The sequence below is a fragment of the Patulibacter ginsengiterrae genome (assembly GCF_056269115.1).
Genome location: NZ_JBWDOG010000002.1, coordinates 97,992 through 111,167, shown reverse-complemented (window position 1 = coordinate 111,167; position 13,176 = coordinate 97,992). Strand labels below are relative to the sequence as shown.

Sequence of the window (13,176 nt, the reverse complement as noted above, 5' to 3'; positions counted from 1 at the left end):
AGCAATCGTCCCTCGGCGTCGGAAAGCATCGCCTGTCCCGCCGACGACGGGCGACCGCCCGCTCCGCCCGCCCACTCCGGCCGCCGCCCGCCCGCTCTCGCCGCGCTGAGCGACGGGCCCTACTCCGGCCGCCGTCCCGAGCCGATCAGGACCGAGCCGTCGAGCACGATCCCGTCCCCGTCCTGCCGCACGTATCCGGCTGCGGACGCCAGCGCGCGCTCCCGGATCGCGTCGCGGACGTCGGCCTCCATCCCCGCCAGCGCGTTGCCCAACGGCCCCGCGAGCTCAGGGACCCGCTCCCACCACGCCTCGAGCGAGGCCATCCGCATCGGCGCCGCGACCGTCTCGACCTCGACGTCCTCGAGGCCGCCGTCCCGCAGCACCGTGGCCAGCAGCTCGGGATCGTCGAGCGAGAACGGGCCGGCGATGCCCGGAGGCGGGAACTCGACGCCGAACTGCTGGCCGACCGCGTCGAGGATCAGGCCGATCCAGGGGTTGGCCTCGCGCCGGTCCCAGGTCGCCGCGGCGTAGCGGCCACCGGGCCGCAGGACCCGCACCACCTCCCGCACCGCCGCGACCGGATCCGCGGCGAACATCAGGCCGTGGCGACTGATCGCCGCGTCGAAGCGCGCGTCACGGGAAGCGATCGCCGCCTGGTCGCAGACGACCGTCCGCACCGACGGGTGGCCCCCCGCCCGCCGGGCCGCGACCGCGACCATCTCCACCGCCACGTCCGCCAGCACGACCCGGCCGGACGACCCGACCCGCTCGACCGCCGCCAGACCCGCGCCCCCGGGCCCCGTGGCCAGGTCGATCACCACGTCGCCGCGGGCGATCTGGGCCGCATCCAGCAACCGCGTGGTCGCCCCCGCAAGGTGTTCGTCGACCGCGTCGGCGTGGCGCCCCCAGGCCTCCGCAACGCCTTCCCAGATCTGTGCCGCGCCAGACATCGCTCCGCAGTCTTCCAGAGGCAAGTACGCCGTCTCCGCGACGGCCGGAGACGCCGCCGGGCAGCCGCCGCCACCGCGGTCGGACCTCGCCCCGCAGCCCCCCGTGACGTCCGTTGCTCAGGCCCGCTCGGCCTCCGGCTCCCGGTCGGCGTAGTCGCCGGCCAGCCGCGTCAGCAGCCGCTCGAGCTCGGGGTACTGCTCCGGCGACCAGCCCTCCAGCAGCTGCCGGAGCCGGTCCCGCGCCTGGGTCCGGAGCTGGTCGTGGACCGCGATCCCCGCCGGGGTCACCGTGATCGGCGGGTCGGGGTCGTCCGGCTCCCCGTCGACGGTCGCGTAGCCCGCCTCGACCAGCTCGTCGCGCGCCGCCTCGAAGACGCCCTCCGGCAGCGGCTCTCGCAGCCGCGACTGGAGCACCGCGATCGTGAGGCCCGGGGTCTCGACGTGGCGCAGCAGCATCCAGCAGGCCGCGGGCCCCAGCTCCACCCCGGCGTCGTCGGCGACCCGGACGAGGAAGGCCTTGGTGCGGTCGCGACCGACGATCCGGCTGAGCGCCGTGGCGATCTGGCTCAGCGAGTCGCTCTCCGCCGGTGCCGCGAACGCCTCGCCGATCCCGCTGGTGTCGACGGTGTCGCGCAGCGGCAGCTCCTTGACGAACCAGGCCAGCGCGAACGCCAGCACCGCGACGACCGCCGCGACCAGGAAGACGGTGTCGAGCGAGTCGGTATAGGCCTGGAGGAACGGCTGCTTGATCTCCGGCGGCAGCGACGCGACCTGCTTCGGGTCGATCTCGCCCGACCCGGCGGCACCCGCCGCCGCCCCTCCGGGCAGGCTGTCGGTCAGGTGGTGCGAGAGCTGCGCGCTGAAGATCGCGCCGAGGACCGCCGTCCCGAGCGAGCCGCCGATCAGCCGGAAGAGCGTCGCCCCGGACGTCGCCACCCCGAGCTGCCCGTAGCTGACCGCGTTCTGGACGGCGAGCACCAGGACCTGCATCGTGCAGCCGAGGCCGAGCCCGACGAGCACCATCTCCAGCGACATCGCCAGCGTCGTGGTCGTCGGCGAGACGGTCGAGAGCAGGAACAGCCCGACCGCGAGCAGGGCTCCGCCGAGGATCGGGAAGATCTTGTAGCGGCCGGTCCGGGCGATGATCTGGCCGGAGCCGATCGACGCGACGAGCAGGCCGCCCATCAGCGGCAGCAGGGCGAGCCCGGACTCCGTCGGCGTGAGCCCGCGCACCACCTGCTGGAACAGCGGCAGGTAGGTCGTCGAGCCGAACAACGCGAAGCCGACGATGAAGCCGATCCCGCTGGTCACGACGAAGACGCGATTGCGCCACAGCTCCGGCGGCAGGATCGGCTCGACCGCGCGCCGCTCGGCGAACGCGAACAGCGTCAGCGTCACGACCGCGATCACGCCGAGCCCGACGATCGTGGCCGAGCCCCACGCGTACTGGTGCCCGCCGAGCGTCGTCAACAGGACCAGCGCGATCAGGCCCGCGGCGAGCAGCCCCGTCCCGAGGTAGTCGATCGTGTGGCTGCGGCGCGCGCTCGCCGCCGGCAGGGTCCGGGCCAGCACGACCGCCGCGATCAGCCCGACCGGCAGGTTGACGTAGAAGATCCAGCGCCACGAGACCTGGCCGGTGAGGAAGCCGCCGATCAGCGGCCCGATCACCGTCGCGACGCCGAAGACCGCCCCGAACAGGCCCGAGTAGCGCCCGCGCTGGCGGGGCGAGACGACGTCGCCGATGGCGGCCTGCGCGCTGACCATCAGGCCCCCGCCGCCAAGCCCCTGGATCGCCCGGAACACGATCAGCTCGGTCATCGAGTCGGCTTGCCCGCAGAGCACCGAGCCGATCAGGAAGATCACCAGCCCGACCTGGAGCACGCGCTTGCGTCCGTAGAGGTCGCCGAGCTTGCCGTAGAGCGGCGTGACCACGGTCTGCGCGAGCAGGTAGGCGGTCACGACCCACGAGATGTGCTCGAGCCCACCGAGCTCGCCGACGATCGTCGGCAGCGCGGTCGACACGATCGTGCTGTCGAGCGCCGCCATCAGCGTGACGAGCATCAACCCGCCGATCACGGCGTAGAGCCCGGCGCCGGTCCGCTCCGTCGGTTCCGTCGGCTCCTCGTCCGCGGTGGGCAGCGTGGTCGCCATCGAGCGACGCTACCAACCGAATCGGCGTCAGTCGACAGCGTCTTCCCCCTTGACTTCAACCGCGCTTGAACTCGTACGGTCGACCGATGCACGCCATCCGCCTTCACGAGTTCGGTCCGGCCGAGAACCTCCGCTACGAGCAGGTCGACGACCCCGTCCCCGGCCCGGGCCAGGTCGGGATCGAGGTCCGGGCGATCGGGGTCCACCTGATCGACGCCACGATCCGCTCCGGGGCCTCGGGCGGCCCGTTCCCGCTGCCCGAGCTGCCGGCGATCCCCGGCCGCGAGGTCGCCGGGGTCGTCGACGCGCTCGGCCCCGGGGTCCCGGGCCGTTGGCTCGGCCGCCGGGTCGTCGTCCACCTGGGCGTCGCCAGCAGCGGCTACGCCGAGCGCGCGGTCGCCGACGCCGACCGCCTCCACGAGCTGCCCGACCAGCTCGACGACCAGACCGCGGTCGCGATGATCGGCACCGGGCGGACGACGATCGCGATCCTCGACGCGGCCCCGATCCGCGCCGACGACGTCCTGCTCGTGACCGCCGCGGCCGGGGGCATCGGCAACCTGCTCGTGCAAGCCGCGCTCCACGCCGGGGCCTTCGTCGTCGGGCTCGCGGGCGGGGCGCGCAAGGTCCAGCTCGTCCGCGACCTCGGCGCCCAGGTCGCCGTCGACTACACCGATCCCGACTGGCCGACGACCGTCCGCGAGGCGCTCGGCGACCGTCGCCTGACCGCGGCCTACGACAGCGTCGGAGGCCCCGTCGGCCGCAGCGCGCTCCAGCTGCTCGGTCCACGGGGGCGGCTGGTGATCGTCGGCTGGTCGTCCGGCGAGCTGACCGCGCTGACCGCGGAGGACCTCTACCCCCTGGGCCTGACGGTGACGTCGGCGCTCGGACCGGCGATGCTCGAGCGGCCCGGCGGGCTCCGCGGGCTCGAGGAGGAATCGCTCGCGGCCGCCCGCGACGGCTGGCTGGTGCCGCTCGTCAACGAGCCGTTCGCGCTTCGCGACGCCGCGGCCGCCCACACGGCGCTGGTCACGCGCGGGACGATCGGCAAGACCGTGCTGGTGCCGTAGGCGCGCACGACGCCCGCGATCGGCGACCATCACCGGTGCCCGTCCTCCACGACCCGGTGACCGCATGCCGCTCGACGTGACCTTCCACATCGATCCCTCGTGCCCGTTCGGGTACTCGTCGACCCCCGACCTGACGGCGCTGCGCTGGCGCTACGGCAACGGCCTCCGCTGGCGGGCGGTCCTGATCGGGCTCTCCGAGGCGGGCGAGCCGTCGAAGATGCCGGGGTTCACGCCGACCCGGGCGGCGCAGTCGGCCGCCGGCTTCGGCCGCCGCTACGGGATGCCCGTCGGTGCGGCCCCGCGCGACCGGATGCTGACCTCGGGCCGCGCCTGCCGGGCGCTCGTCGCCGTCCGCCTCCAGCAGCCCGACCGCTTCTGGGATGCGCTGCGGGCGCTCCAGTTCGGCTGGTTCTGCTCCGCGGCGACGCTCGACGAGGACGCCGCGCTGCGCGCCGCGCTCGCCACCGTCCCCGGCCTCGACGCCGACGCGGTGATCGCCGCGATCGAGGACCCCGAGACCGAGGCGGCCTACCAGCGGGACCGGGCCGAGACCCGTTCCGCGGCCGGTTCCGCGACCGCCGCCCAGGGCAAGACCTCCGGCTCGGGCGACGAGACCCGCTACACCGCCCCGAGCCTGCGGTTCGCGACCGCCGACGGACAGCGGCTCGAGGCCGGCGGGTTCCAGTCGCTCGCGGTCTACGACGCGATCGTGGCCAACCTCGACCAGGGCCTCGCCCGGACTGGCGCTCCGGAGGATCCGTACGAGGCGCTGGTCGCGTTCGGTCACGGCCTGACCACCCAGGAGGTCGCCGCAATCCTCGCCGCGCCGCACAGCGGCCCCGACCGCGCCGACGCCGAGGCGCGGCTGCTCGAGCTGGCGGGCACCGGCCGCGCTCGCCGCAGCGGCCTCGGCAACGACGCGCTGTGGACGGCGGTCTGATGGCGATCGAGACCGATCCCGTCAACGCCCGCTTCATCGGCGGCCCGTTCGACGGCGAGACCCACCTGCTCGCCCACCGGCTGCCGTTCGTCCAGCTGCCGGCGCCCGGGGAGCAGTTCTACGCCCGGCTGCTGATCGAGGAGCCCGACGCGCCCGACCACCTCGTCTACGAGCTGGTCGAGGAGCTCGCGGCGACCGTCGAGGGCGACAGCGAGGCGACGAGCGCCGACGTCACGATCGTCTACCGCTGCCGCGCCGACCTGCGCTGAGCCGGGTCGCGGCGCGGGTCGCCGGAGTCTGCCCCGACCCCGTCCCGCGACCCGACCGACGTTCGTCCCGCAGCCGCTAGGCCTCCCGCCGCAGCCCCCGCGCCACCGGCAGCCCGGCGACCGCCACCACCGCCATCACCAGGAACGCGGCCAGTCGGTGGTCGAGCAGGCCACCGACGACGACCGCCACCAGCAGCCCGCCGAGGTTGCCGGCCAGCCACATGATCGCCACCGCGCTGCCGCCCGCCGCACCGGCCCGGCGCTCGGTCAGCTCGAAGATCACCGGCAGCGCCGACACGAGCAGGGCGCCGACGACGACCACGGTGATCGCGTTGATCACCGCGCCGGTGATCGCCCCGAGCAGGACCGCGCCGATCGCCGCGACCGCCAGCACCGCGGGCAGGAACCGTCCCTCTCGCCCACGCCGGATCACCAGCGCCGGCGTCGCCGCGGTCGTCCCGATCCCGACCACGAGCATCGCCACCAGCATCGCGCCGGCCGCGTCGTCGGAGACGCCGTACGGCTCCAGCAGCGCCTGCAGCCAGGTGGTCAGGGCGATGAAGACGCCGAAGCCGACGAAGGTCACCGCCGCCAGCCGCCGGATCAGCGGATCGCCCCAGACCTCCCGCAGCGGCGAGCCGCCGAGCACGGCCAGGTCGGTCCCGGCGATCGGGCGCCGGAGGACGACGAGCAGCAGCCCCGCGGCCGCGCAGGCGACGACCGCCTCGACCACGAGCAGCGTGCTCAGCGACGAGGCGCTGCCCAGCAGCGGGCCCAGCAGCAGCCCGAGCAGCTGGCCGGCGACCAGTCCGGCCGAGCCGATCGCGATCCCGGTCGCCCGGTCGGGCGCGCTCAGGGTCCCCGTCGCCAGCTTCGCGACCGCGTTGAGGACCAGCGGCTGGGCGACCCCCGCGACGACCTGCCCGAGCATCGCCCAGGCGAACGTGTCGCCCCCGAGCCGCAGGACCGCCCCGAGCGCGGTCAACGCGGCGCCCGCCGCCAATGCCGGCCGGAACCAGCGGTCGAGCAGCAGCCCCGCCGGGATCGCCAGCAGCACGTAGAGCAGCGGGTAGATCTGGGCGAGCCAGCCGATCGCGCTCTCCGAGACGCCGTAGTGCTCGGCGCTGGCGGTGGTGATCGGGGCGAACGTCAGCCAGAGGGTCTGGTTGACGCCGGCGACCCCGGCGTAGGCCGCCACCGGGAGCCAGCGCGCGGCCCCTGGACGGGTGATCGTTGTGGTCGTCATGCAGTCTCTCGCTCGGTGCCGTCGCAAGACGGTAGGGGAACGTGGCTGCTGCGTACAACAGCGGAGTCCGACGTCACCTACACTGGCCGCGTTGTGGATCTCTCCACCCGTCAGCTGCGGTCGTTCGTCGTCCTCGCCGAGGAGCTGCACTTCACCCGCGCCGCGGCCCGGCTGTTCGTCGCCCAGCAGGCACTCAGCCGGCAGATCCGCGACCTCGAGCAGCGCCTCGACGTGCGGCTGCTCGACCGGACCACCCGGCGGGTCGCCCTGACCCCCGCCGGCGCCGCCTTCCTCGAAGCCGCCCGCACCGCGCTCGACGCGCTCGACGCCGGGGTCGACCGGGCGGGCCGGCTCGCCCGCGGGGAGACCGGCACCCTCAAGCTCGGCTTCCAGCCCGGCGCCGCGCTCGAGCTGACCAGCCCGATCCTCGACGCCTTCCGCGCCAGCCACCCGGACGTCGCGCTCGAGCTGCGCGAGTTCGGGTTCGAGGAGCCGTCCGCCGGCCTCGTCTCCGGGTGGGCCGACGTCGCGCTGACCCGGCCCCCGTTCAGCGGCGACGACCTCGTGCTCGAGCCGCTGGTCCGGGAGCCGCTGCTGGTCGCCGTCGCCCGCACCCACCGGCTCGCGGCGTGCGAGTCGGTCACGGTCCAGGACCTGCTCGGCGAGCCGATCGTCGTCGGCCGGACCGCCGACGAGGCGTGGCAGGCCCACTGGACGCTCGACCGCTACCGGGCCGGCAGCCGCGCCCCGATCTCGATGCAGACCAGCTCCCATACCGAGGAGATCGACGTCGTCGCGGCGGGCATCGGGATCATGGTGACCCCGGCCGCGGCCGCCCGCTTCACCCCCCACCCGGGGATCGTCTACGTGCCGATCTCCGACCTCCCGCCGTCGGTCCTGGTGCTCGGCTGGCGGGCCGGCGAGGACGGCCCGCTCGTACGCTCGTTCCTCGCCGTCGCCCGCGCCGTCCGCGACGAGCACCGCGACCTCGTCGCCACGATCGAGGCCGGGATCGGCTGACGACACCCACAACGCGTTCGTTGTCGATCCGGGGCCGAGAGGGTGTTTCACAACCCGTCGGCCACCACGTACGGTGGGCACGACCACGAGGGGAAGAGCAGCGCGAACATGACGACGGACACGACCTGGCGCAACTGGTCGGGCGAGCAGCAGTGCCGGCCCGCACGACTGGTGCGCGCGCGCAGCCGCGAGCAGGTCCAGCAGGCCGTCCGCGACGCCGCCGCCGAGGGCCTGCGGGTCAAGGCCGTCGGCAGCGGGCACTCGTTCACGTCGGTGGCGCTGACCGACGGGGTGATGATCGACATCGCCGCGATGGACCGGGTGCTCGACGCCGATCCCTCCAGCGGGCTCGTCCGGGTCGAGGCCGGGATCACGATCTTCGCCCTCTCCGAGCGGCTGTCCGCTCTCGGTCTCGGGATGGAGAACCTCGGCGACATCGACCAGCAGACGCTAGCCGGCGCGATCGCCACCGGCACCCACGGGACCGGCGCGCTGCTGGCCAACATCTCCTCGCAGGTCCGCTCGATCGAGCTGGTGACCGCCGACGGCGAGCTCCTCGAGCTCAACGGGGTCGACGACCCCGACGCGCTCCGGGCCGCCCGGATCTCGGTCGGCGCGCTCGGGATCGTCACCGCGATCACGCTCCAGACGATCCCGGCCTACGTCCTCCACGGCGTCGACACGACCGAGCCGCTGGAGGAGATGCTGACCTCGCTCGACGCGCGCACGGCGAACCACCGGCACTTCGAGGCCTACGTCTTCCCCCACTCCTCGCTCGCGCTGACCCGCACCAACGACGTCCACGACGGTCCGGCCGCGCCGCCCAGCGCGTTCAGCCAGTGGTTGCGCCAGGGCCTGCTGGAGACGACGACCCTCCGCGCGATGAGCGAGATCGGCCGCCGCTACCCGCGGGCGATCCCCCGCCTCAACCGCACGATCACCCGGCTCGCCGGCACCAGCGTCCGCACCGATCGCTCGGACCGGATCTTCGCCAGCCCGCGCCACGTCCAGTTCGTGGAGATGGAGTACGCGCTGCCGCGGGCGGCCTCGGAGCCGGCGGTCCGCGCGATCCTGGCCGCGATCGAGCGCGAGCGGTTCGCGATCAACTTCCCGATCGAGATGCGCTTCGTCCGGGGCGACGACGCCCTGCTCTCCCCCGCCTTCGGCCGCGACACCGCGTACCTCGCGGTCCACACCTACCGCGACATGCCGTGGAAGCCGTACTTCCGCGCCGTCGAGGCGATCGCCAACGAGCACGGTGGGCGCCCGCACTGGGGCAAGCGCCACTTCCAGACCGCCGCGACCCTCGCCCCGCGCTACCCCGAGTGGGAGCGGTTCCAGGCGATCCGCCGCCGGCTCGATCCCGAGGGCCGCTTCGCCAACAGCTACACCGACCGCGTCCTGGGGCCGGTCGGCGGCAGCGACGCTGGCGCGCCCGCCGACCGCCCGGAAGCAGCCCAGCGGAGCAGCGGCTCGTGAGCGACCAGCACGAGCGGCTGGAGCGGGCCACCGCCGAGCTCGACGCGCCGTTCGCCGCGGTCGACCTGGACGCCTTCGACCACAACCGCGCCGACCTCGTACGCCGCGCCGGCGGCACCCCGATCCGGCTGGCGAGCAAGTCGGTCCGCTGCCGCGCCCTGTTGCGGCGGACGTTGGAGGGTCCGGTCACGGCGACCGGCGGGCGGGCGGCGACCTCGATCGCGGATACCGCCTCCGGCACGCCCCGGAGGCCGGCCGGCGCGCCGATCGGCGGCCCCGACCACGCCTTCCGCGGGATCCTCTCGCTGACCCTGCCCGAGGCGCTGTGGCTCGCCGACGACGGCTTCGACGACCTGCTCGTCGCCTACCCGACGGTCGACCGCGGCGCGCTTCGACGCCTGGTCCAGCGCGACCCGTCCGGGGGCCGGCTGGCGGTGATGGTCGACGCGATCGAGCAGCTCGACCTGATCGAGCGGGCCGGTGCGAGCGCCGAGCGGCCCGTCTCCGTCTGCCTCGAGCTCGACGCCGGGCTCCGGCTCGCGGGCGGGCGGATCCGGATCGGAGCTCGCCGCAGCCCCCTCCACGAGCCCCGGGAGCTGGCGGCGCTGGCGGCCGAGATCGTCCGCCGGCCGGGACTGCGGCTGGTCGGGATCATGGGTTACGAGGGCCAGATCGCCGGCGTCGGCGACCGTCCCCCGGGGCGTCGCGCCTACGGCCGGGTGGTCGAGGCGATGCAGCTGCTGTCGGCCGCCGAGCTGCGCCGTCGCCGCTCGCAGGCCGTGCGCGCCGTCGAGGCCGTCGCCGGACCGCTGGAGCTGGTCAACGCGGGCGGCACCGGCAGCATCGAGTCGTCCGTGAGCGAGCCCGCGGTGACCGAGGTCGCGGCCGGCTCCGGCCTGCTCGCGCCGGCGCTGTTCGACACCTACTCGCGCTTCAGCCCGTCCCCGGCCGCGTTCTTCGCGCTGCCGGTCGTCCGCCGGCCCGGTCCGGGCGTGGTGACGGCGCTCGGCGGTGGCTACGTCGCCTCCGGGGCCACCGGGGCCGACCGGCAGCCACGCCCGTGGTACCCGGCGGGCCTGACGCTCGACCCGATGGAGGGTGCCGGCGAGGCCCAGACCCCACTGCTGGGCGACGCGGCCGACCGGCTCGCGATCGGCGACAGGGTCTGGTTCCGCCACACCAAGGCGGGCGAGCTCTGCGAGCGCTTCGACCGGCTCTACCTGGTCAGCGGCGACGAGATCGTCGACGAGGTCCCGACCTACCGCGGCGACGGGCAGACCTTCCTGTAGGGCGCGGGTCGGCCGGCGGGGCGGGCGGATGGCGGGCGCGTCGGACGGCGGGCGCGTCAGACGGCAGGCGCGTCGGCGGGCGGGCCGAACGGCGGGCGGGCCGGACGGCGGGCGGGCCGGACGGCGGGCGGGCGTCGGCCGGCAGGCGGGCGGGCGTCGGCGGGCGGGCCGAACGGCGGTCGAGCCGAACAGCGGTCGAGCCGAACAGCGGTCGAGCCGAACGGCGGTCGAGCCGAACGGCGGGCGGGCGCGCCAGGAGCACGCTGGAGAGGGCGGGCCCCCGTAGGAGGCGCGCGGGCCAGGTGAAGAGGGCGGCCAGGCGGAAGGGCGGGCCGGGCGGAGGGCGGCAGCCTCCTCAGCGGCAGCGACGCGTCGTTCTCTTTGAGGTTTGCCACCGTAGCGGTGGTCAACCTCAAAGAGAACGGCGGGCCACCGGCCGCCCGCCAGCACCCGCACCACCTCACCCGCCGCCAGCCGCCCCGCCACCCCGCCGCCCCTCACCCGCCGCCTCCCGCCCCGCCGCCCGTCGCCCCGCCGCCAGCACCGCCGGCCCGCATCCCCGCCGGCCCGCATCCCCGCCGCCGCGCCCCGCCCCGCCGCCGCCGCCCGGCAGCACCACCGGCCACCACCCGCCTCGCCGTCCGCCCGCGGACGCCCGACTATCCTGTCCCGCCGATGCCTCCCGCCCGTCGCCGCCGCCCCTCCGCCAAGATCGTCGAGACCCCCGTCGAGCAGCGTCCCGGCGAGTACCTGATCTGGACCGACGGCGCCTGCAAGGGCAACCCGGGGCCGGGTGGCTGGGCCGCGATCGTCGTTCCGCCGGCCGAGGGCGGCGTTCCCGGCGGGCCGACCGAAGTCGTCGAGCTGTCCGGCGGCGAGCCGGACACCACCAACAACCGGATGGAGTACACCGGCGCGTTGGAGGGCCTGCGCTCGCTGCCCGACGGCAGCACCGTCTGCATCGTCACCGACTCCCAGCTGATGCTGAACTCGATGACGAAGTGGATCTCCGGCTGGAAGCGCAAGGGCTGGAAGACGGCCTCCGGCGACCCGGTCAAGAACCAGGACCTCGTCACCGCCCTCGACGCGGAGATCCAGCGCCACGCCGCCGTCCGCTGGCACTGGGTCCGCGGTCACGAGACCGGCGAGGAGCACGCCCACAAGGCGTTCAACGACCGCGCCGACCAGCTCGCCGTCGCCGCGGCGGCTGCCGCCGCCTAGGCCAGCACGCTGACCGCGCGCAGTGCCGCCCGACCGTCGCCGACGATCGGGTCGCCGTGGGCGAACAGCAGGTGCGCGAAGCGCTCGTTGAGCAGCCGCCGGGCGGCCCGCCGCAACCCCTGCTTGACCCCCTCGGGATCGTCCCCGAGGAGCGCGTCGGGGACGAAGCCGATCCGGCCCTCGTGGCTGATGAAGCCGTCGGCGAACGAGAGCGCACCGTCGCCGACGTCGACCCGCAGGCAGGTCTCCTCCGGCGTGATCGACCCGACCTCGAGCGCGGTGATGCCGGGAGCGACCTCCTCCCCGAAGTCGAAGCCGTTCACCCGCGAGCCCTCCGCGAACTCGTGCAGCCCCTGCTGGTGGACCGCGACCGTGCAGCCGAAGACCTCGCAGAGGGCGGCGATGTCGCGCGAATGGTGCCGATTCGTGAGCAGGATCCGCTCCGGTCGCCCGTAGCGCTCGATCCCCTCGAAGCCCTCGTCCGGCAGCAGCGGATCGATCAGCGTCCGCGCCGGGATCACCAGGTATGAGCTGACCCGCTGCCCGATCTTCGGGTGCTCGGCCGTCCAGTGGACGATGCCGTCGGCGATCTCGCGCATGAGGCCCCGTTACCCCTCCGACACGGGTCCCAACCGCGTACACGACGTGGCGCACCGCCGCTCTACTAAGGGTCGCCTACCATATGGCCATGCCGAAGACCGCCCCGACCGAGCCCGATCACGACGTCCCCGGTGGCGGGCCGTCGGTTCCTGCCCCGCTGACCGAGGTCGAAGAGGCCCCACGCCGGTCCGCCGGCGAGGAGGCCCGGACGATCCTCGCCGGCACCACGATCGGCACCCTCGCCACGCTCTCCGAGGACGGCAGCCCGTGGGCCTCCGTCGTCGCCTTCGGGACGCTCGTCGACGGCTCGCCCGTGCTCGCGCTCTCGCGCCTCGCCGAGCACGGCCGCAACGTCGCCGCCGACCAGCGCGCCAGCATCGCCGTCACCGCTCCGGTGATGGGCGATCCGCTCGACAGCGGCCGCGTGACCCTCGCCGGCCGGCTCGTCCAGCCCGAGAGCGACAACGAGATCCGCGCCGCCCGCGCCGCCTACGTCGCGGCCGTCCCCGCCGCCCCCGCCTTCATCGACTTCGGCGACTTCACGACCTGGGTCCTCAAGGTCGAGCGCGTCCGCTGGGTCGGCGGCTACGGCCGGATGGACTCGACCACGGCCGAGGCCTACAGCGTCGCCAGCCCGGACCCCGTCGCGCCGAACGTGCCGCGGGCCGTGGAGCACCTCAACGAGGACCACGCCGACGCCCTGCTCGACATGGCCCAGGCGCTCGGCGGCCACCCCGACGCCGTCGTCGCCACCTGCACCAGCGCCGACCGCTACGGCCTCGACCTCGTCGTCAAGACCCCGCGCGGCACGACCATCACCCGCGTCGGCTTCTCGCAGGCGATCCACGCGCCGGACGGCCTCCGTTCGGCGACGGTCGAGCTGGCCCGCCGCGCCCGCGGCTGATCCAGCCTCCCCCGCGTCGTTCGCCTGGCGGACGACG

At 74.7% G+C, this 13,176-nt stretch carries 12 protein-coding genes; 8 read left to right on the top strand and 4 right to left on the bottom strand.

Translation table 11 applies throughout. From position 1 onward, the window contains the following. Positions 1 to 119: 119 nt before the first annotated feature. On the bottom strand, positions 120 to 950 hold the full coding sequence (locus ACVUH9_RS03940; protein WP_475754149.1) for a methyltransferase domain-containing protein: 831 nt from the start codon (positions 948 to 950) through the stop codon (positions 120 to 122). Between the two features lie 117 nt (positions 951 to 1,067). Then, the gene (locus tag ACVUH9_RS03935) at positions 1,068 to 3,101 is read right to left on the bottom strand and encodes an MDR family MFS transporter (protein WP_475754147.1); all 2,034 of its coding nucleotides are present in this window, start codon (positions 3,099 to 3,101) and stop codon (positions 1,068 to 1,070) included. A gap of 86 nt (positions 3,102 to 3,187) precedes the next feature. Between ACVUH9_RS03935 and ACVUH9_RS03930 the strand changes: the two genes are divergently transcribed. From ACVUH9_RS03930 to ACVUH9_RS03920, 3 genes are all read left to right on the top strand, one after another. Then, entirely contained in the window at positions 3,188 to 4,171 is a 984-nt protein-coding gene (locus ACVUH9_RS03930) for a zinc-binding dehydrogenase (protein ID WP_475754146.1), read from the top strand. A gap of 64 nt (positions 4,172 to 4,235) precedes the next feature. Next, positions 4,236 to 5,111: a hypothetical protein gene (locus ACVUH9_RS03925; protein WP_475754144.1), complete on the top strand. Its 876-nt coding sequence runs from the start codon at positions 4,236 to 4,238 to the stop codon at positions 5,109 to 5,111. Beyond that, on the top strand, positions 5,111 to 5,380 hold the full coding sequence (locus ACVUH9_RS03920) for a hypothetical protein (RefSeq protein WP_475754142.1): 270 nt from the start codon (positions 5,111 to 5,113) through the stop codon (positions 5,378 to 5,380). The genes ACVUH9_RS03925 and ACVUH9_RS03920 overlap by 1 nt, the downstream gene beginning before the upstream one ends. A 76-nt stretch (positions 5,381 to 5,456) precedes the next feature. Here ACVUH9_RS03920 and ACVUH9_RS03915 read toward each other — a convergent pair whose 3' ends face one another. After that, entirely contained in the window at positions 5,457 to 6,626 is a 1,170-nt protein-coding gene (locus ACVUH9_RS03915) for an MFS transporter (protein WP_475754140.1), read from the bottom strand. Positions 6,627 to 6,719: 93 nt separating this feature from the next. Here ACVUH9_RS03915 and ACVUH9_RS03910 point away from each other — a divergent pair, with 93 nt between their 5' ends. The 4 genes from ACVUH9_RS03910 (at position 6,720) to ACVUH9_RS03895 (ending at position 11,635) form a co-directional block, all read left to right on the top strand. Next, positions 6,720 to 7,646: a LysR family transcriptional regulator gene (locus ACVUH9_RS03910; RefSeq protein WP_475754138.1), complete on the top strand. Its 927-nt coding sequence runs from the start codon at positions 6,720 to 6,722 to the stop codon at positions 7,644 to 7,646. Between the two features lie 108 nt (positions 7,647 to 7,754). Continuing rightward, on the top strand, positions 7,755 to 9,125 hold the full coding sequence (locus tag ACVUH9_RS03905; protein WP_475754136.1) for a D-arabinono-1,4-lactone oxidase: 1,371 nt from the start codon (positions 7,755 to 7,757) through the stop codon (positions 9,123 to 9,125). Next, positions 9,122 to 10,414, top strand: coding sequence for an amino acid deaminase/aldolase (locus ACVUH9_RS03900; protein ID WP_475754135.1), 1,293 nt, complete (start codon positions 9,122 to 9,124; stop codon positions 10,412 to 10,414). The genes ACVUH9_RS03905 and ACVUH9_RS03900 overlap by 4 nt, the downstream gene beginning before the upstream one ends. Before the next feature lie 675 nt (positions 10,415 to 11,089). Next, entirely contained in the window at positions 11,090 to 11,635 is a 546-nt protein-coding gene (locus tag ACVUH9_RS03895) for a ribonuclease H family protein (protein ID WP_475754133.1), read from the top strand. On the opposite strand, the gene ACVUH9_RS03890 is transcribed toward ACVUH9_RS03895, so the two are convergent. Next, a complete protein-coding gene (locus ACVUH9_RS03890) occupies positions 11,632 to 12,234 on the bottom strand; it encodes an MBL fold metallo-hydrolase (protein WP_475754131.1) in 603 nt (200 codons plus the stop codon). The two genes, ACVUH9_RS03895 and ACVUH9_RS03890, sit on opposite strands and share 4 nt — an antisense overlap. A gap of 89 nt (positions 12,235 to 12,323) precedes the next feature. Here ACVUH9_RS03890 and ACVUH9_RS03885 point away from each other — a divergent pair, with 89 nt between their 5' ends. After that, positions 12,324 to 13,139, top strand: coding sequence for a HugZ family pyridoxamine 5'-phosphate oxidase (locus tag ACVUH9_RS03885; protein ID WP_475754129.1), 816 nt, complete (start codon positions 12,324 to 12,326; stop codon positions 13,137 to 13,139). The last annotated feature ends 37 nt before the right edge of the window (positions 13,140 to 13,176 follow it).

What these genes read in the sequence shown, in the direction of transcription:
- ACVUH9_RS03935 (WP_475754147.1), bottom strand. Translation starts at nt 3,101, where the DNA reads ATGGCGACCACGCTGCCCACCGCGGACGAGGAGCCGACGGAACCGACG.
- ACVUH9_RS03885 (WP_475754129.1), top strand. Translation starts at nt 12,324, where the DNA reads ATGCCGAAGACCGCCCCGACCGAGCCCGATCACGACGTCCCCGGTGGC.
- ACVUH9_RS03940 (WP_475754149.1), bottom strand. Translation starts at nt 950, where the DNA reads ATGTCTGGCGCGGCACAGATCTGGGAAGGCGTTGCGGAGGCCTGGGGG.
- ACVUH9_RS03920 (WP_475754142.1), top strand. Translation starts at nt 5,111, where the DNA reads ATGGCGATCGAGACCGATCCCGTCAACGCCCGCTTCATCGGCGGCCCG.
- ACVUH9_RS03915 (WP_475754140.1), bottom strand. Translation starts at nt 6,626, where the DNA reads ATGACGACCACAACGATCACCCGTCCAGGGGCCGCGCGCTGGCTCCCG.
- ACVUH9_RS03895 (WP_475754133.1), top strand. Translation starts at nt 11,090, where the DNA reads ATGCCTCCCGCCCGTCGCCGCCGCCCCTCCGCCAAGATCGTCGAGACC.
- ACVUH9_RS03890 (WP_475754131.1), bottom strand. Translation starts at nt 12,234, where the DNA reads ATGCGCGAGATCGCCGACGGCATCGTCCACTGGACGGCCGAGCACCCG.
- ACVUH9_RS03930 (WP_475754146.1), top strand. Translation starts at nt 3,188, where the DNA reads ATGCACGCCATCCGCCTTCACGAGTTCGGTCCGGCCGAGAACCTCCGC.
- ACVUH9_RS03925 (WP_475754144.1), top strand. Translation starts at nt 4,236, where the DNA reads ATGCCGCTCGACGTGACCTTCCACATCGATCCCTCGTGCCCGTTCGGG.
- ACVUH9_RS03905 (WP_475754136.1), top strand. Translation starts at nt 7,755, where the DNA reads ATGACGACGGACACGACCTGGCGCAACTGGTCGGGCGAGCAGCAGTGC.